Raw genomic sequence first — 20986 nt, forward strand, 5'->3', positions numbered from 1 at the left:
AGGTCTCCCTCAGGTCATAAGTCACTTCACCCCGAAAGCACCCAAGCCGCCGGGAAGGTTTAAGAATATTGCTTTCAAGATCGGGTCTCGGCGGGCTCCACGCCCCCGGGACCGGGCGCACATATGGTGCGCCAACTCCTCGTCCTGATCACTCTGGAATGTTTCTAACCCGGGCTTCCAATATAATTAAGTTGAAACTTTTCATCGCTTCGATAATCAGGGGTTATGAGAAACATCACGTTGAAACAGATGCGCTACTTTCAGGCCTTGGCGCGTCACGGCCATTTCGGACATGCCGCCAGCGCCTGCGCCATCTCGCAGCCAGCGCTGTCGGTGCAGATCCGCGATCTGGAGGCGGAATTGGGCCAGCCGCTGGTCGAACGCGGCCCGCGACAGGTGCGTCTGACCGCCTTTGGCGAAAGTTTCCTCGCCCGTGTGACGGACATCCTCAAGCAGGTGGACGATCTTGGCGACTTTGCCCGCAGCGCACGCGGTGCCATGATGCAGCGGCTGCGGCTGGGCATCATCCCGACCATCGCGCCTTATCTGCTGCCCCGCCTGATCGGCCATATCACGGCGGAGTTTCCCGGCCTTGACCTGCATGTACGGGAAACGCTGACGCCCCGGCTGATCACGGAACTGATTGACGGGCGCATTGACGCGGCGCTTCTGGCGCTGCCGATTTCAGAGCCGTCCTTGACCGAAGTGCCGCTGTTCGAGGAGAGCTTTGTTCTGGTGCGCCCCGCAGATGAGGCGGACCGCCCCATCCCCGATGCGCAGGCCCTGGCCGAGATGCGGCTGTTGCTGCTGGAGGAGGGGCACTGCTTTCGCGATCAGGCGTTGTCGTTTTGCCAGACCGGGCGCAACATGCCGCGCGACGGGCTTGACGGATCATCGTTGACGACGCTGGTGCAAATGGTGGGCGTGGGCCTTGGTGTGACGCTGATCCCGGAGATGGCCGTGCGGGTGGAAACCGGTTCGGCCCCGGTTTCTGTGGCCCGCTTTGCCGAGCCGCAACCAAAGCGCATGATTGGCATGGTTTGGCGCAACTCTTCCCCCCTGGCGGACCAGTTCTATCGCATTTCAGAAGTCGCCAAAGACGTGGGCCTGACGGCCTGAGCGCTGTCATCGCGCGGGCGACCGTCTGGAGGGTTCACCGTCAGCACCCAGACCGCGTGAGGGCCGGAAGGTCAGGTATGGAAACCGGCCGGATCGGGGGGCCGTTCCGACCGGTTGTCCCACGCCGCAAAGCAAAATGGCGCGGGAAATCTTGCGGCGCGATTGTTGCGCAATGAACGCCGCAGGATGGTGTCAGGCGCGCAACGCGCCCGGTTTCAGGAGGCAAGGCGCACGTCGCCCCGCATTTGCATGGCAACCCCGGCGTCGATCAAGCTGTTGATCTCCGTCTCCGGAAACCCCGCCACATCGGCCAGGACCGCCTCCGTATGTTGACCAAGGATCGGCGCAGGGCGCGGGTCATCGCGTCCATACCCAGCGAAGGTAAAGGGAGTGCCCGGCGTCAAGTACCGCCCGATGCCCGGTTGGTCCACGTCCTTGAACATCGGGTTCTGCGTGGAAAGATCAGCGTCCTCTGCCAGCGCCTCGGCAAAGCTGCGGAACACCGACCACGTGACCCCTGCACGGTCAAACGTCTCCGCAAAATCCGCCAGCCTGCGCGCCCTGAACCACGGGGTCAGCACCTTGGTGATCTCATGGCGACACTCCCAACGGGTGCCTTCCTGCGACAGGTCACGGTTCATGCGGCCCGACAAATAGTTCATGTCGGTTTCGGTGCCGGTCACCCGCATCAGGTTTTTCCATTGGCGCGCGGTCAGGGCAATGACCATGACCCGCCGTCCATCGGCGGTCTCGAAGTCCTGCCCATACGCACCATAAAGCGCATTGCCGTGCTTCTCGCGGGACTGGCCGTTGACCGCGACCTCTCCGATGATGCCGAGGTTGCCGAGCATGGCCGCCGCTGCGTCCTTGAGCGTGAGGTCGACAAACTGGCCTGCCCTCGTGCGCAGGCGGTGGCGCTCGGCGGCCAGCAGGCCCGAAACCACCATATTGCCCGCGATGCAGTCCCAAGCCGGCAGCACATGGCAGACCGGATCGTCAGAGCCTTTCGGCCCGGTCGCCATGGGAAAGCCCAGGCTGGGATTCACGGTGTAGTCCACCGCCGGACGCCCATTGCGGTCGCCGCGCAGCTGCACCATGCACAGATCCTTGCGACGGTTTGTGAGCGTCTCGTAATCGGTCCAGCCTTTCACCGCGAGGTTGGTGATGAACAGCCCCGCATCCGGTCCGGGCGCGCAGATGATCTCTTGCGCGATTTCGCGGCCACGCGGAGATTTCACGTCCAGCGCGACGGAGCGCTTGCCCTTGTTCATCCCCGCCCAGAACAGGCTTTCGCCCGTGGCGGTCACCGGCCAGCGTTTCGCGTCCATCCCGCCCTGCGGCAGGTCAAAACGGATCACATCCGCCCCCATCTGCGCCAGCGTCATCCCGGCCAAAGGCACCGCCACAAAGGCCGAGCTTTCGACCACACGCATTCCTGTCAGGATGCTCATGTCACCTGCTCCCCCGATGGGCGCGCGCCCGTGTCCCATTCCATGCGGGCTTTCAGACCGAAGTAGCCCTCAAACGTGGCCGTTCCGATGTCGATCGCCCCGCCTGCGGGGTCGAGCGCCCCCACCACGCGCATGTCGCTGTCGTGAAACATCGGATGCACCACACGGTAGCTGAAGCGCACAGGTGTCTTGCAGGTGTGGCGTTCGGCAGCTTCTATGGCCATGGTCGCCTGCATCGGGCCATGCACAACGAGGGCGGGGTATTTCTCCACCTGCTGGGCGTAGGGCAGATCGTAGTGGATACGGTGGGCGTTGTAGGTCGCCGCCGAGTAGCGAAAAAGGCGCACCTCGTTCATCGGCACGCGCTCGTCATAGGCAAGCCGCTCCGGCACGGGGGTCTGCTTTGGCGGACGAAAGGACTTTGGCATGTCGAGGTAGACGATGTTCTGCTCTTCCTCGACCACACCGCCCTGGGCGCCTGTTGTGACGTGATCGACGGTGACAAAAGCCATCTTGCCGGTCGAGCCTTCTTTCATGGTGACCGCGCGGATGGTGCTGAGTTTGGTCAGCTTTTCGCCCACATGGAACTGTCCGTCAAAGCGGACATCACCGCCCGCCCACATGCGCCGCCGAAACGACAACGGCGGGAGAAAGCCTCCCAGCGCCGGGTGACCGTCCTCGCCAAGATCGCTCATGGGAACAAATTCGTTAAAGGCGACCCAGTGCCAGAGAGAGGGCAGCACCATGCCCGGCGCAATCTCATGCATCGGGGACAGGTCATGCGACACAGCCGCGTTCAGCATCGCCGCAAGGTTGGGCGTGACGCCGCCCTCGCGGGTGTCCTGACGCCCGATCCAATCGGTGTAGTCAGGCTCCATCAGGGATTGCGCGCTCATGCCGTTTCCCTCGATCCCAACATCCGCGCCACGGTGTCCCCCATCGACGACGGGTTCGGCGCAACGGTGATGCCGACAGAGGACAGCAGATCGACCTTCTCCTGTGCGCTCTCGCCAAAGGCCGAGATGATCGCCCCCGCATGGCCCATCTGGCGCCCTTTCGGCGCGGCGAGACCAGCGATGTAGGCCGCAACGGGCTTTTTCATGTGATCGCGCACATAGGCGGCAGCCTCCGCCTCCTGCGGACCGCCGATTTCCCCGATCATCATGACCGCATCCGTGTCGGGATCGTTTTCGAACAGCTCAAGGATATCGCGGAACGAGGAGCCATTGATCGGATCGCCGCCGATCCCGATGGACGACGAGATGCCGATGCCCAGCGCCTTCATCTGGCTGGCCGCCTCATAGCCCAGCGTGCCGGAGCGTCCGATGATGCCGACGCGGCCCGGCTCATAAATATGCGGCGGCATGATCCCCATGAAGCCCTGACCGGGGGAGATAATGCCGGCGCAGTTGGGGCCGATCAGACGCATCTTGCGCGCGCGCGGATACCGACGGAGGAACCGCTTCACCCGCATCATGTCCTGCGCCGGAATGCCATCGGTGACGCAGACGGCGGTTTCGATGCCGGCCTCCGCGGCCTCCATCATCGCATCGGCGGCAAAGGCAGGCGGCACGAACAGCAGCGATGCGGTCGCGCCGGTGGCCTCCACAGCCTCGCGCACCGTGTTGAAAACGGGGCGGTTCAGCACGGTGGATCCGCCCTTGCCCGGCGTGACCCCGGCGACGACCTTGGTGCCGTATTCGATCATCTCTTGAGCGTGAAATTGGCCGATGCGCCCGGACAGACCCTGAACGACGACCTTGGTATCTTCCTTGATTAGGATTGCCATCTGTCTGACCCCTTATTCCGCTGCGATTTTCTGGGCACCGGCGGCCACGGCTTTCTCTGCCGCCTCGGCCAGCGTGTCGGCGCTGATGATGGGAAGGCCGCTGTCGCGGATGATCTTTTGCCCCTCCTCGACGTTGGTGCCGGACAGGCGCACCACCACGGGCAGGTCGATGCCCACCTCGCGATAGGCCTGGATGACCCCGTTCGCGATCCAGTCGCAGCGGTTGATGCCCGCAAAGATGTTCACGAGGATCACGCTGACGTTGCGGTCAGACAGCACTGTGCGAAACGCCTGACAGACCCGTTCGGGCGAGGCGCCGCCGCCAATGTCGAGGAAGTTGGCCGGTTCCCCGCCCGCCAGCTGGATCATGTCCATCGACGCCATCGCAAGGCCCGCGCCGTTGATGATGCAGCCGATGTCACCATCGAGGCCGACATAGGCCAGACCGTTGTCGGCGGCGATCGCTTCGCGTGGGTCTTCCTGGCTGGCATCGCGCAAGGCTTCGACCTGCGGACGGCGGTACAGCGCATTGGTGTCAAAGGACATCTTGGCATCCAGCGCGATCAGATCACCCGCGCCGGTGATCACCAGCGGATTGATCTCCACCATCATCGCGTCAAGGTCGCGATACGCGCGGTAGCATGCTTTCAGGAACGTGGTGAACTGCATCACCTGCGCGCCGTTCAGACCAAGCCGAAATCCCACGTCCCGCGCCTGATACTCCGCCAGACCGACCGCCGGGTCGATGACCGAGCGCACAAGGCTGTCCGGGTCTTCATGCGCCAGATCCTCGATCTCCATCCCGCCGCGGGCGGACGCGACGATCATGATACGCTCGGAACTCCGATCCAGAACAAAGCCAAGGTACAGCTCCTGCGCAATGTCAGAGGCCTCCTCGACATACAGGCGGTACACCCCCTTGCCGTTGGCATCGGTCTGTTTGGTCACAAGCTGCTGGCCGAGGAGACTTGCGGCGTAATCCTTTATTTCAGCCTCAGTCTTGCACAGCTTGACGCCACCTGCCTCGCCGCGCCCGCCGGAATGGATCTGTGCCTTCACGACCCAGGGCCCCTGCCCGCCCAACTGGCGTGCGGCATAGGCGGCCTGTTCCGGCGAATAAGCCAGATGCCCGCGCGGCACCGGCACGCCAAAGCCCCTCAGGATGTCCTTTGCCTGATACTCATGAATGTCCATTGGTCGTCTCCTCCAAACCGTCGGACGGGCAAGCAGCCCGCTGTCGAAGCCGGGGCCCTGTGTCGGGCCCTCGGTGGATATCTCACGTCGGGGACGCGCCCCGATGGCCCGGTGTCACTCGGCGGCGATGGGGCGCTCCTTGGCCGCGATGGCATTGGCCACGTCGATCACGTTCTGCGCCATCTTCTCGGACGCGGCGTCGATCATCTTGCCGTCGAGGCTGGCCGCACCCTTGCCTGCGGCCTCTGCCGCCTTCAGCTCCTCGATGATGCGCCGGGCCTTCGTCACCTCGGCCTGGGGCGGAGAAAACACTTCGTTCGCCATGTCGATCTGGCTGGGATGGATCGCCCATTTACCCTCGCAGCCCAGCGCGGCGGCGCGTTTGGCCCCGGCGATGTAGCCCTCAGGGTCAGAGAAATCACCAAACGGGCCATCGACCGCACGCAGGCCATAAGCACGGCAGGCGATGACCATGCGGGTGATGGACGCGTGCCACTGATCGCCCGGATAGTCGGGGTTCAGGCCGCCAATGTTGGTGGTCCGGGCGCGCATCGACGCCGCATAATCCGCCACACCGAAGTGCAGACATTCCAGGCGCCCGCCGAACTGCGCGATGGCCTCGACATTGGCCATGCCCAGCGCGGTTTCGATCAGCGCCTCTAGTCCGACACGGGTGGTCAGACCGCAGGCCTGTTCGATCTGGTTGACCATCGCCTCGACCATATAAAGGTCCGACGGCACGCCGACCTTGGGCACCAGCAGCGTGTCGATCCGGTCGCCGGCCTGCTCCATCAGGTCGACCACATCGCGGTACATGTAATGTGTGTCGAGCCCGTTGATCCGAACCGACACGGTCTTGCCCTTGCCGGCCCAGTCAATGTCGTTGAGCAGTTGCACCGCGTTCTTGCGGGCCTGATCTTTCTCAGGCGGCGCGACAGCGTCTTCGAGGTCAAGGAACACCACGTCGGCGGCGGAGTCGGCCGCCTTTTCGACCATGGATGGGTTCGACGCGGGCACAGCCAGTTCGGAACGGTGCAGGCGCTGCTTGCGCAAGGGGTGAAGCGTATGAGACATTTGGTGTCCTTCCTGAAAGTCAGAGCCTCCCTGTCCGGTCGCGTCACAGCGTCCGGCCTCCTTGGCTCCAGAAATCTTGATGTGCGGTGGGCCGCGTTATTCGGCGGCGAGGACCAGCTTGTCCGGGGTCTGCGCCCCATGAGCCAACCATCCAGATGCCGCCGCCACGCCTGCGCCCAGCGGCACCTTTGCGCCGGCCTTGACCAGAGCAAGCTCGGCCAGCGACAGCGCGGTCAGCGCCATCCCTTCGTTAAAGCTGCCCAGATGTCCGATACGGAACACCTTGCCCGCCAGACGGGCGAGACCTGAACCGAAGGAGCAGTTGAGATCCTCGTAGGCAATGCGCAGCACCTCGCGCGCATCCACCGTGTCAGGCACGCGTACGGCGGTCACCGTGTTGGACTGTAGCGAGCGATGCTCGGCAACGATGTCCAGCCCCCAGGCCGCGACCCCGCGTCGGATGCCCTCGGCCAGACGGGCGTGGCGGGCGATGACGTTCTCCAGTCCCTCCGCGTCGATCAGGCCCAGCGCGGCGCGCAGACCATGCAGCAAAGGCGTTGGCGGTGTGTATGGAAAATAGCCGTCCTTGTTGAACTGCTGCATGTCTGCGAAATCATAATAGGCGCGGCGCATGGTGTTGGCTTTGGACGCGACCAGCGCCTTTTGGGATACGCCGAGAATGCCCAGACCGGCGGGCATCATCAGCCCCTTCTGCGACCCGGTGACCGCCAGATCGACGCCCCATTGATCCATGCGAAAATCCAGTGATCCGATGGAGGAGACCCCATCCACAAACAGCAACGCGTCGTGAAAACACTCGTCCATCACGCGGCGGACCGCCTCGATGTCGCTGACCACCCCGGTCGCGGTCTCGTTGTGGGTGACAAAGACCGCCTTGATCTCGTCATCCTTGTCGCGGCCCAGAATGCGGCCGAATTCCTTCCACGGCACGCCCGCGCCCCAAGGCACGTCGACCACGATCGGCTCCAGCCCCAGCATCTCTGCCATCTTCACCCAGAGGGTCGAAAATTGGCCGTAGCGCGCCATCAACACCTTATCGCCGGGGTTGAGCGTGTTGGTGATCGCGGCCTCCCAGGCGCTTGTGCCGGAACCGGGGAAGATCATGACCTCTCCCTCGGTCGTCTTGAACACACGCTTCAGCCCGTCGAACAATGGCAGGGTCAGGTTACCGAAATCCGCCGCGCGCATGTCCTGCTGGGGGACGTTCATCGCCTGACGCACCGCTTCTGGCACGTTGGTGGGTCCGGGAATAAACAGGTGGCTGTGTCCGCTGTGCATGGTCGTTCTCCTCCGCCAATACACAGGTCATGACACACGCCTGAGCCGTGTGGGAAATGGTTCCGGGTCGCGCTGTAAATGCGAAAGTTTACAAGCATCCACAATTGTGAACTTGTCACAATCTGTATACTGTAAAATACCATGAAGACATTTATCGGACCCCGCCTGCGCCGCTTGCGCATTGAACATGGCCACACGCAGGTCCAGATGTCGCGCGAGCTCGGCATTTCAACGTCTTATGTCAACCTGCTGGAAAAGAACGAAAGATCGGTATCCGTGCCGGTGCTTTTGAAGCTGTTCGAGGCTTACGGCGTCGACTGGCGCGACATTGCAGAGGATGAAGACACGGCCGCGCTGGCAGATATTCGCGGTGCGCTCCAGGACCCGTTGTTCGAAGGATCGCGGCCGGATTTGACACAATTGCGGGCGGCGATGGTGCATAGCCCTGATCTGGCGGGCGCTTTTGTAAAACTGCACCGCGCCTACCTGGCGGCGACGGATCAACTTATGTCGGTGGCCGGAACAGGGGAGGACAGCGCGCAAATGCTCGCCGCCAATCCAGAGGCCACAGTGCATCACTTCTTTCGCCGCAACCAGAATCATTTTCCACGCCTGGAGACCGCCGCCGAACAGTTCTGGGAGGGGGAAACCGTTGCCTCCGACGACATGTATTTCGCGCTGAAGACCCGCTTGCGGCAACAGTTGGGCCTGCGCGTGCGGCTGGTCCCCGTCTCCGAAATGCCGGATTCCTTGCGCGAATACGACGAGCCCCGAGGCGAGGTTCGCCTGTCCGAGGCGCTCGATCATCCCAACCGCCTCTTCCAGCTGGTGCATGTCACAGCCTTGATCGAACAAAAGGATCTGCTGCAAGACATCCTTGGCGAGGCTGGTATGTCCGACCCCACCGGGCAGGCGCGGTGCCGCGTTGAACTGGCCAACTATTTCGCCGCCGCCGTACTGATGCCCTACGACCACTACCTCAGGGAAGCGCGCGCCTCCAAATACGACTTTGACCACTTGGCCGTGCGGTTCGGCGTGTCGTTCGAACAGGCCTGCCACCGCGCCACCACCCTGCAACGCGCCGGGCATCGCGGCATCCCGTTCTTTTTCCTGCGCATCGACAAGGCAGGCAACGTGACCAAGCGGTTCAACGCCACCGACTTTCACCTCGCAGAGCACGGCGGCGCCTGCCCCCGGCTGGAGGTGCACGCCTCCTTCAGAACGCCGGGCCGAATTGTGTCGCAGGTGGTGGAAATGCCGGACCGTACGTCGTTCTTTGTGCTGTCGCGCACGGTGGATCGCCCCAGCTTTGCCCGCCACACCCAGGATATGCGGCTGGCCGTGGCAATCGGTTGCGCCACGGAACACGCCCGGGAACTCGGCTATGCGGAGACGTTGAACCTGACAGAGGCGCGCGCCACCGAGATCGGCATCAATTGCCGGATCTGCCCGCGCGCCAACTGCGACCAGCGGGCGCATCAGGCCTTGGTGCTGTCGAAACCCGTGGACACCTCACGCCGGGGCGCAACCCGCTACGCGACATAGGGCCACACATCCCGATGGATCGGTCAGCGCCGGTCCAGACAAGCCTTGCAGAGCGCGGCCCAACAGCCTTTCATCGCGCCGCACCCAACCCGCGAAGGACGACCGATGGCAAAACGTCTACTGACCGAATTCGGCATGGGCACGAGCCTGCGCCGCCAGGATTAAACTCAAGCCGCCTGCCGTGCCGTGGAAAACGCGCTCTGGCACAATTCGATCAATCTGGCAGAGCTGTTCGGCAAGGATAAGTCCGACATGCGCATCACCGTCGATGTGGGCGTGCAGCAGCCCGACCGCGTGGATACCGACGCCGTGGCGCTGGTCTTTCCATATGGCACTGTCACGGTGACGGTCACGAAGGGCGGGCTGGACGTGCCGCGCCCGGATGGTGACGGGTTGCCCACGGTCATGGCAAACGTGGCGATTTCCGTCGCGCTGGAGGGGATCTGATGCAACGGTTCATCATCGAAATGGGCATGGGCAACGACCTGCATGGACAGGACTACACCAAAGCCGCCGCGCGCGCGATCGAGGACGCCCTGCGGCATTCGTCGATCCCGATGCTGGCGAGCCTGGGCATCGACCACACACAGATGGAGGTCCGTGTGACCATCGGCGTGCAACAGCCCGACGCCGTGGATTGCGCCGCCTTGTCCGCCAGTCTGCCCCGGGGCCGCGCCACTGTCACGGCCACACACGGCGGGCTGGACATCACCAATCCGGACAGCGGAGAGGTCTCTGTCATTGCGCAAGCGGCGGTGGAGGCCTTCCTGCCCGCACAGTCATGACCCAGTCGCCACAGCTGATTGTCTGGGATTTCGACGGCGTTCTCAACGCGAACACGCGCCGCGGGCACCTCTCGTGGGGCGCAACATTGAAAGCGGATCTGGGATTGGACGCAGGGAGCCTGTCGGCTCACCTCAACGACTCGGGCCGCCTTCGCGACATCATGCGCGGACGGCGCGACCTGAGCGACACAGTCGCGGCCTGGCTGTCGACCCAAGGGGCCTCCGTCACAGCAGAAGACCTGCTAAGCTATTGGTTCCGAAAGGCCGCCCTGCCCGACGCGGAAGTGCTGGGCTGGCTGCAACGGCACCCGGCCCGCCATGTCATCGGGACCAACAACGAAACACGCCGCAGCGCCTATATCGAAACGCAGATGGGCTACGCCGCGCATGTCGAACACGTCTTCAGCTCCGGGCGGATGGGCGTGGCGAAACCGGACCCGGGCTTCTTTGCCCGGATCGAACGCTGGGCAGCGCTGACACCTTCGCAGATCCTGCTGGTGGACGATGCACCGGAAAACATTGCCGCCGCGCGCAAACGGGGTTGGCAAGCCTTCCTGTTCACCTCAGACACGCGCGCTAACTTGCCCGAACGACTGGGACTAACCAAGGAATGAGAATGTTCAAAAGTGAACTGCACGACGCCACACGCAAACATGAAAAAGTCTACGGGTTTTACGAAAAACTCTACACCACCATCGACATGCTGGCGGGGCTGGCCTTTCTGATCGGGTCGATCCTGTTTTTCTGGGAGTCCACCATGTACTCCGCCACCTGGCTGTTCGTCATCGGCTCAGCCCTGTTCGTGGCCAAGCCCGCCTCGCGCTTTGCCCGTGAATATCATCTGGCCCAACTGCCCCTGCCCGGCGATGACGAGGACTGACTGGACCCGAGCGGGCGCGCGCACTATCACCGCCGCAGCACGCAGCACGCAGGACCGGAGGCCAGATGCCCGCACTCATGTTTCAGGGAACCGGCTCCAACGTCGGGAAATCCATGCTGGTGGCCGGGCTGTGCCGGGCTGCCCTGCGCCGCGGCCTGAAGGTCGCGCCGTTCAAACCGCAGAACATGTCCAACAACGCCGCCGTGACGGCGGATGGTGGCGAAATCGGACGCGCTCAGGCTTTGCAGGCCCGCGCCTGCGGTCTGGAGCCGTCGGTGCACATGAACCCCGTCCTGCTCAAACCCGAGACCGAGCATGGCGCGCAGGTCGTGGTGCAGGGCCAGCGTGTGACCAGCACGCAGGCGCGCGATTATCCCGCGCTGAAACCCCGGCTGCGCGACGCCGTGAAGGACAGCTTTACCCGCCTTCGCGACGCCTATGATCTGGTCATCGTCGAGGGCGCGGGTTCCCCGGCAGAGATCAATCTGCGTGCCAATGACATTGCCAACATGGGCTTCGCCGAGGCCTGCGGCGTGCCGGTTGTCCTGATCGGTGACATTGATCGTGGCGGGGTAATCGCCCAGATCGTCGGGACGCAGGCGGTCCTGTCAAAGCCAGACAACGCACTGATCAAGGGCTTCATCGTCAACAAGTTTCGCGGCGACCCGCGCCTGTTCGACGACGGCTACGACTATATCGCCGAGCGCACCGGCTGGCCCGGTTTCGGCGTGGCCCCTTGGTTCAGCGAAGCATGGAAACTGCCGGCGGAGGACGCGCTGGACATTCGCTCCGCCCCCAAGCCGGACGGGTTTCATATCGTCTGCCTGCACCTGTCACGCATCGCCAATTTCGACGACCTCGATCCGCTGGCGCAAGAGCCGGGCGTGCGGCTGACCATGCTGGAGCCGGGAGAGGCGATCCCCGGGGATGCTGACCTGGTGATCCTGCCCGGCACCAAAAGCACACGTGGCGATCTGGCCTTTCTGCGGGCCCAAGGCTGGGACGTGGACCTGATGGCACATCACAGGCGCGGCGGGCGAACTTTGGGCATCTGCGGCGGCTACCAGATGCTGGGGCAATCCGTCTCGGATCCCGATGGCATCGAGGGGCCTTCAGGTGAAACCCCCGGCCTTGGCTTGCTCGACGTTGCCACCCGCATGACCGACGACAAACGCCTCACCCGCGTTACCGCCACCCATGCCGCCACCGGGCTGCCCTTTGACGGCTACGAAATCCACATCGGCCGCACCGATGGCGCCGACTGCGCACGCCCCTTTGCCACGCTGGACGGTGCACCCGAAGGGGCGGCCTCCCTCGACGGGCGGGTTCAGGGCAGCTACCTGCACGGCATGTTCACCGACGATGGTTTTCGCGCCGCCTGGTTGCGCGCGATGCAGGTCACGGCCTCCGGCGACAGCTACGACAGCACCGTGGATGCCACGCTGGATGCGTTGGCCGATCATCTCGAAACCCACCTGAATGTGCCCGGCCTTCTGGACCTCGCGCGCTGACGGCATATGTCCTACGGTCATTGCGACACGACAACAGGCAGGGTACACGCGGCGCGAACCGCCGTCGTTTCTCGCGTCAGAAAAGGCCCGACCCCCATGATGACCCCATATTACCTCGTCGATAAATCGCGCCTCCTTCCCAATATGGAGAAGATCGCTCACCTTCGGGAGCAGTCCGGCGCCAAAGCCCTGCTTGCGCTCAAATGCTTTGCCACGTGGTCGGTCTTCGACTTCATGAGCGAGTACATGGATGGCACGACCTCCTCTTCGCTGTTCGAGATGAAGCTGGGGCGCGAGAAGTTCCCCGGCGAAACCCACGCCTATTCCGTGGCCTGGGCGCCGAATGAAATCGACGAAGTGCTGGCCAATTCGGACAAGGTGATCTTCAACACCGCGCAGCAGTTGCAGCGGTTCGAGGAAAAGTCGCGCAATCACACCCGTGGTCTGCGCGTGAACCCCGGCGTCTCGACCTCCGGCTTTGACCTTGCCGACCCGGCACGCCCGTTCAGCCGCCTGGGCGAACACACGCCCGAAGATATCGAACCGGTCGCTGATCTGATCTCCGGATTCATGTTCCACAACAACTGCGAAAACGACAGCTTCGAGCGGTTCGACGAGATGCTCGGCCAGATCGAGGCGCGCTTTGGCCCGCTGATCAAACGCATGAAGTGGATCAGCCTCGGCGGCGGCATCCATTTCACCGGCGAAAACTACCCGCTGGACCGCTTTGCCGAGCGGCTCAAACGCTTTGCGGGCGAAAACGAGGTACAGGTCTACCTTGAACCCGGCGAGGCGGCGATCACCAACTCCACCACGCTGGAACTCACGGTGCTCGACACGCTGTACAACGGCAAGAACCTCGCCATCGTGGACAGCTCGATCGAGGCGCACATGCTCGACCTGCTGATCTATCGCGAAAGCGCCAAGATGCAGGAAGCCGGCGATCAGGAGTGGATGATCTGCGGCAAGTCCTGCCTGGCTGGCGATATCTTTGGCGAATTCAAATTCGACCATGCGCTGAAGCCCGGCGACCGCCTGTCGATACAGGATGCCGCCGGTTACACGATGGTTAAGAAAAACTGGTTCAACGGCGTGCAAATGCCCTCTATCGCGATTCGCGAGCTGGACGGCACGGAGCGGCTTGTCCGCTCTTTCACATATGACGATTTCGCGGCGGCCCTGTCGTGATTGACCGCCCCGTTCAGGGGCCTTCAACAAAGGGAGTTCTGGCTTGAAGAAGAACGTTCTCATCATCGGCGCCGGGGGCGTCGCGCAAGTGGTGGCGCATAAATGTGCCCAGAACAACGATGTGCTTGGGGACCTCCATATCGCCAGCCGGACAAAGTCCAAATGCGACGAGATCATCGCCTCCGTGCATGAAAAATCCGCCATGAAAGTGGACGGCCCCTTCACGGCACATGCCGTTGATGCGACGCAATCGGATCAGGTGGCCGAACTGATCCGCAAGACCGGCGCCCAGATCGTCATCAATGTCGGCACCGCCTTCGTGAACATGCACGTGCTCGACGCCTGCATCGAAACCGGCGTCGCCTACATCGACACCGCGATCCACGAAGAACCCGACAAGATCTGCGAAACGCCGCCGTGGTATGCCAACTACGAATGGAAGCGCCGCGACGCATGTGCCGAAAAAGGCGTGACCGCGATCCTCGGCGCGGGCTTTGATCCCGGCGTCGTTAACGCATTCGCGCGCTTTGCCATCGACCAGATGGACGAGGTCAAATCCATCGACATCGTGGACATCAACGCAGGCTCGCACGGCAAGTTCTTCGCCACCAACTTCGATCCGGAGATCAACTTTCGCGAATTCACCGGCGTGGTGTATTACTGGGAAGATCAGCTGTGGAAGGAGACGACGATGTTCGCCTCTGGCCACGAGTGGGATCTGCCGGTGGTCGGCCCGTCGAAAGCCTACCAGTCGGGCCATGACGAAGTGCATTCGCTGGCGACCAACTACCCGCAGGCGGACGTGCGCTTCTGGATGGGCTTTGGCGACCACTACATCAATGTGTTCACCGTGTTGAAAAACATCGGACTGCTGTCCGAACAGCCCGTGACGCTGGCTGATGGCGGTGAAGTTGTGCCGCTCAAGGTGGTCAAGGCCTGCCTGCCCGATCCCGCCTCGCTCGCCCCCGATTATACCGGCAAGACCTGTATCGGCGATCTGGTAAAGGGCACCAAGAACGGTCAGGATGTAGAGCTCTTCGTCTACAACGTGGCCGATCACAAGGACGCCTACGAAGAGGTCGGCTCGCAAGGGATTTCCTACACCGCAGGCGTGCCCCCGGTGGCAGCGGCGATGCTGGTGGCCACTGGCGAATGGGACGCCAAGACCATGAAAAACGTCGAAGAACTGGACCCGAAGCCATTTTTCACCCTGCTTGACGGCATCGGCCTGCCGACGCGCGTCATGAAGGGCGGCCTGACTGGCGAAGACATGGCCTGGACCGACTACAAAGGCTGATTGGCCTTATCTTCCAGAACACGAGGGCGGGGCCGATGGCCTCGCCTTTTTGCGTTTGACCGCGAAGGCCCCTTCCCGGTTTCCGGTAAGCGACCGGACCCGAATGGGCCCGGCGCTGCTCGATTTTAATCCCGTCCGTCCTTGGGACGGGCACACCAGGCATCGGGCCATATTAAGGGGCATTCAGAAACCTGCATTGAGGTCACAGGCTCGCAAAGCCCGCCTCCACCTGCACCCATTCTTCCGGCGCTGGCAGTCCCAGCCTGATCCACGTCGGATCATAAGGGAACACCCGGCTCCAGATGTGCGCCTCGGCCAGCTGCTCTAGTATCCCGGCCGCATCCTGCGTGGCATATGTCCGGAACAGCTCGGTTCCCCCCACCAGCGTCCAGCCCGCCCGGGATGCCAAGCCATCCATACGCACGCAATCCTCCTGCAGGCGCGCTATGGTTTGTGCCTGCCATGCGCGGTCGGACAGGGCCGCGCAGGCGATCTCGATCCCCGGACCAGACACCGGCCAGGGCCCCGCCAACGCCCGCATCCGGTCCATCAGCGCCCCCTGCCCCAAGGCAAACCCCAGCCGCACACCAGCCAGCCCGTAGAACTTTCCAAACGACCGCAGCACCACCACGTTCTCAGGCATCGCATCGCGCGCCACCGAAGCCTCTGGCCGAGCATCGCCAAAGCTTTCGTCCACCACCAAAAGGCCGACCCTTTGCGCCAGATCGCGCAACGCCTCGGGCGCATAGCTCCGGCCATCGGGGTTGTTCGGCGACACCACCACCGCCAGATCCGCACCCGCGAGGTCCGACAGCGCGCCGACCTGTGCCACGCGCCAGCCACCAGTGCGCAGGGCCGCTGCGTGCTCGTTGTAGGTGGGCGATAAAACCCGCGCCTCTCCGGGGGTGTGCAGAAACGGCACCGACTGGATGGCCGCTTGCGCACCGGCGAGCGGGACAACCTCTGCCGTGCTGCCATAGGCCTGCCGCGCCGCGTCCTCCAACCGGGTCATGTCGCTGCGTGTTGGCAGGGCTGTCCAGGCGCGCGCGGGAAGCGGCCCCACGGGATAGGGCACGCGGTTGATGCCCGTGGACAGGTCGACCCAATCGTTGTCCCCGCCTCCAAACCGCGCCATCGCCGCGTCGAGGTTGCCTCCGTGATCTCGCATATCCGCTCCTCAGATCAGCGCCAGACAGACCAGCACAGCAGCCGCCAGCATCATCGCGCGTCGGTACAGGCGCAAGGCCCGCAGCATCGCTGCCCCGTCCGGATCAGGCGCGCCTGCGTTCAACCAAGGCTCCTGCGCGGTGTGGGTTTCGTAGACGCGCGGTCCGGACAGCCGGACGCCCAAGGCGCCGGCCATGGCGCCTTCTGGCCAACCTGCGTTGGGCGAACGATGCCCCCTCGCATCCTGCCACATCACGGACCACGCCCGCATGCCCCCCACCAGCGCGAACAACGCCCCCGTCAGCCGCGCGGGGATCCAGTTAGCCACGTCATCCACCCGTGCCGCAACCTTGCCAAAGGCCTCGTACCGGTCAGAGCGATGGCCAATCATCGAATCCATCGTGTTGATCGCCTTATAGGCCACGATGCCGGGCAACCCCGCAAACACGCCCCAGAACAACGGCGCGATCACCCCGTCAGAGGCATTCTCGGCCAGGCTTTCGATTCCGGCACGGGCGACGCCAGCGCTGTCCAAGCGGGACACATCGCGCCCCACGATCATGGACACCGCCTGACGCGCGCCAGCCAAATCACCCTGTACCAAGGGCCTCGCCACGGCGGCCACGTGATCATGCAGGGACCGAACCGCAAGAAAGGGCCACGCCAGAATCCCGGTCAGGACTGCGCCGATCCATCCCCCCGGCAAAACACCGGCGACAAGCGCCGCCCCACAGGCGCAAACCGCGACCACCACCACCACCGTCACCGCTCCCAGCGCGACCCGCCGTACGCGGCCCCCGGTGTTCCAGCGCTTCTCACAGGCCGAGATAAGCCGACCGATCCAGACCACCGGATGACCAATCCGACGGAACAGCCCGTCAGGCCAGCCCACGGCCGCCTCCGACGCCAATCCAAGCAACATCGCCAGCGCGCTCATGCTCCGCCCCCGGTGGTAAAACGCAAAACACCTGTCAGCCCCGCCTCGCGCAGCATATCACAGGCCGTATCCGGCACCTCGCCGGGCGCAAAGATCAGCCCGCGTGCCGACCCCGTATGCGCCCGGACCCGGCCCAAGGCGCCCAAGTCACCGGCCAGCACAGCCATCGGATCCCCCGGCCCGCGCAATCCATCACAGCGCTGCGCCGAGACCGTCGCCACCGCCGCTGCCGCTGGCAAATCGCGGCACGTGACCGCCTTGCGCCACGCCTGCACCAGGTCCGTCACATCCGGGAAACCACAATCGACGCCATTGGTCCGCAGCGGCGGCCCCCAGAAGCCACCGACCACCTCCGCGCGTGGCGGCGCAGGCAGTCGGTCGACAACCTCCCCGGTGCGCGACGCCCAAACCAGTTGATCCGGCGCGTCAAACATCAGCGGATCACAGGCCCCCTCGGTGTTCAGGCAAGCGCGGGCCAGATCGTCGGGGCTTCCCTCGAACCCCATGGCGCGCGCAACGGCCACCAGTGCGGCGGTCGAGGCCCCGGCCCCGCCACCCGCAGGCATGTCCAGCGTCACGCCCGGCACCGGCCCCGCCAGCCCAAGCAGCTCGCAAAACCGCACCATCGCATCCGCAGGGAAAAGACGCAGCGCGCCGCCCGCATGTGCCTGCAACGCAGGGCACGCCATCGTTACCAGCACGACACGTCCACCCATAAGCCCTTGCAGCCATTCCCCGAAATGCCCGGCAACCGAGGTCATACCCCGCCCCCATTCACCTGCCGGATCGACACCGGGCGGCCTTGCCAGACCCCCAAACGCGTCACCGACAAAGGAGCAATTTCAAAGGCCAGCGCCCCCGGCACATGCCCGAGAACCAGCGCCAAGGCCGCTCGGATCACGCCCGCATGGGCCACGACCGCCAAGGGTCCTTCCGTTTGTGCCCGCATCGCCGCGTCCATCAATGCAGGGGCAACCCGCGTGCACACGGTGGAAAAACTCTCTCCCTCCGGCCAGCGGTGCGCGGCCAGCGCCTCGGACGAGAGCGGGCCAAGGTCTGGCAAATCCGCCAAAAGCGCACCGTCATACGTTCCGAAATCCTGCTCCCACAACCGTGCATCCGTTGCCACATCCGCGCCCGGAAACACCGCTGCGGCCGTCGTGACACAGCGCTGCGCCGGGCTGGAGATCACCGCAGCCACGTCCGGCAGCAGCGCCTGCAGGCGTGCCACAGCCTCTGGATCAAGCCGCGCCGGGAAATCGGTCCGCCCTGCCAGCCGTCCGGGCACCGCCACAGGGGCGTGTCGTATCAGGACCAGTTCAGGTCGTCTGTCGGTCATGTCGCTCCCCAGCCGAACGCCCACGGATTTTGAGGCTTTTCAAACCGGAGCGAACCTGCTTTTTCACGACGCAATGGAAAAGTCGATACTCATCACCGGCGGCGTGCGCTCTGGCAAATCGGAACTGGCCGAACGCTTGGCCCTGCGCCCCACAGGTCGCGCGGTCTACATCGCCACGGCGGAGGCCTGGGATGACGAGATGCGCGACCGTATCGCCACCCATCAGGCCCGGCGCGGCCCGGAATGGTCCAACCATCACGTGCCGCTCCATCTGGTGGAGGCGCTGGACCGCACCGACGGCGGCGACCCTCGGCTGGTGGATTGCCTGACACTGTGGCTGACGAATCTGATGCTCGGCGATCACGACTGGCGTGCGGCAGGGGAAACCCTCGCCGATGCGCTGACCCGCCAGACGGCCCCCGTGGTCCTGGTGACCAACGAGGTCGGCGCAGGGATCGTCCCCGAAAACAAGCTGGCGCGCGACTTTCGCGACGCCGCAGGATGGCTCAACCGCCGCGTGGCAGAGGTCTCGGACACCGTGATCCTCACCGTCGCCGGCTGCCCAATCAAGGTGAAACCCAATGACAACCCTCTCTGATCTGACCACGCTGGCCGAGGTCGCAGCCCTTGCCGAAACGCTGCCACAGGCGGACACGGACGCCATCGCAGCCGCCGAAACCCGCCAGGGCAACCTCACCAAACCGCCGAAATCCCTGGGCCGGCTCGAGGATCTGGCCAGCTTCATGGCAGGATGGCAAAAGAGCGCGCACCCTTCCATCGGTCAGGCACAGGCGCTGATTTTCGCGGGCAATCACGGCATCTGCGACAAGGGGGTGAATCCCTTCCCCCAAGAGGTCACAGCCCAGATGGTCGCGAACTTCAAATCCGGGGGCGCCGCGATTAACCAACTGTGTCGCGCGTCCGGCGCGGATCTTGACGTGGTGGCGCTGGAGCTTGACGCCCCCACTGCCGATTTCTCGGAAACCGAGGCCATGACCGAGGCCGAAGTGCTCAGCGCCATGCAGGCCGGGGCAAAAGCCATTCCGCCCAGCGCGTCCATCCTGATCCTTGGCGAAATGGGCATCGGCAATTCCACCGTGGCCGCCGCTCTCGCCTGCGCCGCCTTTGGCGGGGACGCCGCAGACTGGGTCGGACGTGGCACCGGATCGGACGACGACGGCAAGGCGCTGAAGGCCCGCGTGATCGAACAGGGGCGCAGCTTGCACGCCAAGGCGCGCGGCCTCGACCTGCTGCGCGCCTACGGGGGCCGCGAACAGGCCGCCATCTGCGGCGCCGTGATCGAGGCCCGCGCCCGCCGCATCCCGGTGATCCTTGACGGCTACATCTGCACCGCCGCTGTGGTGCCGTTGTTCGCCGCCAATCCGGCCTTTCTGGACCATTGCATCGTCGGCCACCAAAGCGCCGAACCCGGCCACGCGCGCCTGCTCGACGCCATGGGCAAGCAGCCGGTCCTGACCCTCGACATGGCCCTGGGCGAAGGGTCCGGCGCAGCTCTGGCGCTCGGCGTGCTGCGCGCTGCTCTGGAATGTCACAACGGCATGGCGACCTTTGCCGAGGCGCAGGTCTCAGGTGGCTAATCGCCGCCTCAAAGAGCTCCGGCTCGCGGTGGTTTTCCTCACGCGCCTGCCGGTGGGACGCCTGTCCCATCCCATCCCGGACCTGTCAGATGCGCGCTGGGCTTTCCCGCTTGTGGGGGTGCTGGTGGGCGGGATCACGGCGCTGATCTGGATGGCACTTTCCGCACTGGGCGCCTCGCCCCTTCTGGCCGCCACCCTGACCTTCGGTGCGCAAGCCATGGTGACAGGCGCGCTGCACCACGATGGGCTGGCAGACGTGGCCGACGGCCTCGGCGGCGGGCGTGACCGTGCTCACGCGCTCGACATCATGCGCGACAGCCGTCTGGGCAGCTACGGCGCGCTGGCTTTGGTTGTGGTTTCACTTGCTTGGGTGGTCGCCTTGGCGGACACCTCTCACGCCCCGCTCTCCCTGCTGGCCCTCGCCGTCGCCAGCCGCTTGGCGATGCTGGTGGTGCTGACCGAACTGCCCTCCGCCCGCGAGGACGGCCTCGGCCAATCCGCCAGCGCCTCCCGCCGCGCCTATGGCGCGGGCCTCGTCCTGACGGCGCTCCTGATGATACCGCTCGGGGGTCCGGCCATCGCCGCGCTGCTGGGCATAACGCTCACCACGGCCTTCCTGGCCCACCGCGCCGTCAAACGCATCGGTGGCCAGACCGGAGACGTCTGCGGCGCCACCCAACTTCTGTCGGAAACCGGCGCACTGGTCGCTCTCTCCATGACCTGACGCAGCGCCCCTTATCTTCGGAAAGTGCTTTGGGGGGGTCTGGGGGGCAAAGCCCCCCAGACGGTCGCCGCGCGAAAGCGAGGCGGAAC

Annotated in this window: 21 protein-coding genes and 1 pseudogene; 12 read left to right on the plus strand and 10 right to left on the minus strand. The window is 64.3% G+C overall.

Annotation, left to right across the window (positions count from 1 at the left end):
- Window positions 1-225: 225 nt before the first annotated feature.
- Window positions 226-1119, plus strand: coding sequence for a hydrogen peroxide-inducible genes activator (locus J4E08_RS15340; RefSeq protein ID WP_183965928.1), 894 nt, complete (start codon window positions 226-228; stop codon window positions 1117-1119).
- Between the two features lie 215 nt (window positions 1120-1334).
- Here the strand turns inward: J4E08_RS15340 and J4E08_RS15345 are convergent, their stop codons facing one another.
- The 6 genes from J4E08_RS15345 to J4E08_RS15370 all read right to left on the minus strand — a co-directional run bounded on the left by J4E08_RS15345 (window position 1335) and on the right by J4E08_RS15370 (window position 7926).
- The gene (locus J4E08_RS15345; RefSeq protein ID WP_349539240.1) at window positions 1335-2570 is read right to left on the minus strand and encodes a CoA transferase; all 1236 of its coding nucleotides are present in this window, start codon (window positions 2568-2570) and stop codon (window positions 1335-1337) included.
- Window positions 2567-3466 (minus strand): HTD2 family dehydratase, encoded by a 900-nt coding sequence (locus J4E08_RS15350; protein WP_349539241.1) that lies wholly within the window; start codon window positions 3464-3466, stop codon window positions 2567-2569. Before J4E08_RS15350 ends, J4E08_RS15345 begins: the two co-directional genes overlap by 4 nt.
- Window positions 3463-4359 carry a succinate--CoA ligase subunit alpha gene (sucD, locus tag J4E08_RS15355; protein WP_349539242.1) on the minus strand — a complete coding sequence of 299 codons (897 nt, stop codon included), beginning with the start codon at window positions 4357-4359 and terminating at the stop codon, window positions 3463-3465. The genes J4E08_RS15350 and sucD overlap by 4 nt, the downstream gene beginning before the upstream one ends.
- 12 nt (window positions 4360-4371) lie before the next feature.
- Window positions 4372-5553 carry a malate--CoA ligase subunit beta gene (locus tag J4E08_RS15360; RefSeq protein WP_349539243.1) on the minus strand — a complete coding sequence of 394 codons (1182 nt, stop codon included), beginning with the start codon at window positions 5551-5553 and terminating at the stop codon, window positions 4372-4374.
- Between the two features lie 114 nt (window positions 5554-5667).
- Window positions 5668-6627, minus strand: a complete 960-nt coding sequence (locus tag J4E08_RS15365) for an HpcH/HpaI aldolase/citrate lyase family protein (RefSeq protein ID WP_349539244.1) — start codon at window positions 6625-6627, stop codon at window positions 5668-5670.
- 96 nt (window positions 6628-6723) lie between these two features.
- A complete protein-coding gene (locus J4E08_RS15370; protein ID WP_349539245.1) occupies window positions 6724-7926 on the minus strand; it encodes a pyridoxal-phosphate-dependent aminotransferase family protein in 1203 nt (400 codons plus the stop codon).
- A 141-nt stretch (window positions 7927-8067) separates the two neighbouring features.
- On the opposite strand from J4E08_RS15370, the gene J4E08_RS15375 reads away from it, so the two are divergent.
- The 8 genes and pseudogenes from J4E08_RS15375 (at window position 8068) to J4E08_RS15410 (ending at window position 15132) form a co-directional block, all read left to right on the plus strand.
- Window positions 8068-9471, plus strand: coding sequence for a helix-turn-helix domain-containing protein (locus tag J4E08_RS15375; RefSeq protein WP_349539246.1), 1404 nt, complete (start codon window positions 8068-8070; stop codon window positions 9469-9471).
- A 105-nt stretch (window positions 9472-9576) separates the two neighbouring features.
- Window positions 9577-9918, plus strand: a pseudogene (locus J4E08_RS15380) (Lin0512 family protein).
- Window positions 9918-10256 (plus strand): Lin0512 family protein, encoded by a 339-nt coding sequence (locus J4E08_RS15385; RefSeq protein ID WP_183965911.1) that lies wholly within the window; start codon window positions 9918-9920, stop codon window positions 10254-10256. The pseudogene J4E08_RS15380 and the gene J4E08_RS15385 overlap by 1 nt, the downstream one beginning before the upstream one ends.
- Complete coding sequence (locus J4E08_RS15390) at window positions 10253-10870, plus strand: HAD family hydrolase (protein ID WP_349539247.1); 618 nt, start codon at window positions 10253-10255, stop codon at window positions 10868-10870. The genes J4E08_RS15385 and J4E08_RS15390 overlap by 4 nt, the downstream gene beginning before the upstream one ends.
- Before the next feature lie 2 nt (window positions 10871-10872).
- Entirely contained in the window at window positions 10873-11136 is a 264-nt protein-coding gene (locus J4E08_RS15395) for a YrhK family protein (protein WP_349539248.1), read from the plus strand.
- A gap of 65 nt (window positions 11137-11201) precedes the next feature.
- Entirely contained in the window at window positions 11202-12647 is a 1446-nt protein-coding gene (locus J4E08_RS15400; RefSeq protein ID WP_349539249.1) for a cobyric acid synthase, read from the plus strand.
- 96 nt (window positions 12648-12743) lie between these two features.
- On the plus strand, window positions 12744-13835 hold the full coding sequence (locus tag J4E08_RS15405) for a carboxynorspermidine decarboxylase (protein ID WP_349539250.1): 1092 nt from the start codon (window positions 12744-12746) through the stop codon (window positions 13833-13835).
- A 43-nt stretch (window positions 13836-13878) separates the two neighbouring features.
- Complete coding sequence (locus J4E08_RS15410) at window positions 13879-15132, plus strand: saccharopine dehydrogenase family protein (RefSeq protein ID WP_349539251.1); 1254 nt, start codon at window positions 13879-13881, stop codon at window positions 15130-15132.
- Between the two features lie 202 nt (window positions 15133-15334).
- Here the strand turns inward: J4E08_RS15410 and cobD are convergent, their stop codons facing one another.
- The 4 genes from cobD to J4E08_RS15430 are packed head-to-tail and all read right to left on the minus strand — an operon-like array spanning window position 15335 to window position 18575.
- Entirely contained in the window at window positions 15335-16300 is a 966-nt protein-coding gene (cobD, locus tag J4E08_RS15415; RefSeq protein ID WP_349539253.1) for a threonine-phosphate decarboxylase CobD, read from the minus strand.
- Window positions 16301-16309: 9 nt separating this feature from the next.
- A complete protein-coding gene (cbiB, locus tag J4E08_RS15420) occupies window positions 16310-17236 on the minus strand; it encodes an adenosylcobinamide-phosphate synthase CbiB (RefSeq protein WP_349539254.1) in 927 nt (308 codons plus the stop codon).
- The gene (locus tag J4E08_RS15425; protein WP_349539255.1) at window positions 17233-17997 is read right to left on the minus strand and encodes a hypothetical protein; all 765 of its coding nucleotides are present in this window, start codon (window positions 17995-17997) and stop codon (window positions 17233-17235) included. Before J4E08_RS15425 ends, cbiB begins: the two co-directional genes overlap by 4 nt.
- Window positions 17994-18575 (minus strand): histidine phosphatase family protein, encoded by a 582-nt coding sequence (locus J4E08_RS15430; protein WP_349539256.1) that lies wholly within the window; start codon window positions 18573-18575, stop codon window positions 17994-17996. The genes J4E08_RS15425 and J4E08_RS15430 overlap by 4 nt, the downstream gene beginning before the upstream one ends.
- 73 nt (window positions 18576-18648) lie before the next feature.
- On the opposite strand from J4E08_RS15430, the gene cobU reads away from it, so the two are divergent.
- The 3 genes from cobU to cobS are packed head-to-tail and all read left to right on the plus strand — an operon-like array spanning window position 18649 to window position 20897.
- The gene (gene cobU / locus J4E08_RS15435) at window positions 18649-19173 is read left to right on the plus strand and encodes a bifunctional adenosylcobinamide kinase/adenosylcobinamide-phosphate guanylyltransferase (RefSeq protein WP_349539257.1); all 525 of its coding nucleotides are present in this window, start codon (window positions 18649-18651) and stop codon (window positions 19171-19173) included.
- Window positions 19157-20173 carry a nicotinate-nucleotide--dimethylbenzimidazole phosphoribosyltransferase gene (gene cobT / locus J4E08_RS15440; protein ID WP_349539258.1) on the plus strand — a complete coding sequence of 339 codons (1017 nt, stop codon included), beginning with the start codon at window positions 19157-19159 and terminating at the stop codon, window positions 20171-20173. Before cobU ends, cobT begins: the two co-directional genes overlap by 17 nt.
- Window positions 20166-20897, plus strand: a complete 732-nt coding sequence (cobS, locus tag J4E08_RS15445) for an adenosylcobinamide-GDP ribazoletransferase (RefSeq protein WP_349539259.1) — start codon at window positions 20166-20168, stop codon at window positions 20895-20897. Before cobT ends, cobS begins: the two co-directional genes overlap by 8 nt.
- Window positions 20898-20986 lie beyond the last annotated feature (89 nt).

The sequence above is a fragment of the Sagittula sp. NFXS13 genome, assembly GCF_040148795.1.
In the GTDB taxonomy this organism is placed as follows: domain Bacteria; phylum Pseudomonadota; class Alphaproteobacteria; order Rhodobacterales; family Rhodobacteraceae; genus Sagittula; species Sagittula marina.

Excerpts from the sequence above, each read along its gene's own strand:
- J4E08_RS15340 (WP_183965928.1), top strand. The coding sequence starts at position 226 with ATGAGAAACATCACGTTGAAACAGATGCGCTACTTTCAGGCCTTGGCG.
- J4E08_RS15345 (WP_349539240.1), bottom strand. The coding sequence starts at position 2,570 with ATGAGCATCCTGACAGGAATGCGTGTGGTCGAAAGCTCGGCCTTTGTG.
- J4E08_RS15350 (WP_349539241.1), bottom strand. The coding sequence starts at position 3,466 with ATGAGCGCGCAATCCCTGATGGAGCCTGACTACACCGATTGGATCGGG.
- sucD (WP_349539242.1), bottom strand. The coding sequence starts at position 4,359 with ATGGCAATCCTAATCAAGGAAGATACCAAGGTCGTCGTTCAGGGTCTG.
- J4E08_RS15360 (WP_349539243.1), bottom strand. The coding sequence starts at position 5,553 with ATGGACATTCATGAGTATCAGGCAAAGGACATCCTGAGGGGCTTTGGC.
- J4E08_RS15365 (WP_349539244.1), bottom strand. The coding sequence starts at position 6,627 with ATGTCTCATACGCTTCACCCCTTGCGCAAGCAGCGCCTGCACCGTTCC.
- J4E08_RS15370 (WP_349539245.1), bottom strand. The coding sequence starts at position 7,926 with ATGCACAGCGGACACAGCCACCTGTTTATTCCCGGACCCACCAACGTG.
- J4E08_RS15375 (WP_349539246.1), top strand. The coding sequence starts at position 8,068 with ATGAAGACATTTATCGGACCCCGCCTGCGCCGCTTGCGCATTGAACAT.
- J4E08_RS15385 (WP_183965911.1), top strand. The coding sequence starts at position 9,918 with ATGCAACGGTTCATCATCGAAATGGGCATGGGCAACGACCTGCATGGA.
- J4E08_RS15390 (WP_349539247.1), top strand. The coding sequence starts at position 10,253 with ATGACCCAGTCGCCACAGCTGATTGTCTGGGATTTCGACGGCGTTCTC.
- J4E08_RS15395 (WP_349539248.1), top strand. The coding sequence starts at position 10,873 with ATGTTCAAAAGTGAACTGCACGACGCCACACGCAAACATGAAAAAGTC.
- J4E08_RS15400 (WP_349539249.1), top strand. The coding sequence starts at position 11,202 with ATGCCCGCACTCATGTTTCAGGGAACCGGCTCCAACGTCGGGAAATCC.
- J4E08_RS15405 (WP_349539250.1), top strand. The coding sequence starts at position 12,744 with ATGATGACCCCATATTACCTCGTCGATAAATCGCGCCTCCTTCCCAAT.
- cobD (WP_349539253.1), bottom strand. The coding sequence starts at position 16,300 with ATGCGAGATCACGGAGGCAACCTCGACGCGGCGATGGCGCGGTTTGGA.
- cbiB (WP_349539254.1), bottom strand. The coding sequence starts at position 17,236 with ATGAGCGCGCTGGCGATGTTGCTTGGATTGGCGTCGGAGGCGGCCGTG.
- J4E08_RS15425 (WP_349539255.1), bottom strand. The coding sequence starts at position 17,997 with ATGACCTCGGTTGCCGGGCATTTCGGGGAATGGCTGCAAGGGCTTATG.
- J4E08_RS15430 (WP_349539256.1), bottom strand. The coding sequence starts at position 18,575 with ATGACCGACAGACGACCTGAACTGGTCCTGATACGACACGCCCCTGTG.
- cobU (WP_349539257.1), top strand. The coding sequence starts at position 18,649 with ATGGAAAAGTCGATACTCATCACCGGCGGCGTGCGCTCTGGCAAATCG.
- cobT (WP_349539258.1), top strand. The coding sequence starts at position 19,157 with ATGACAACCCTCTCTGATCTGACCACGCTGGCCGAGGTCGCAGCCCTT.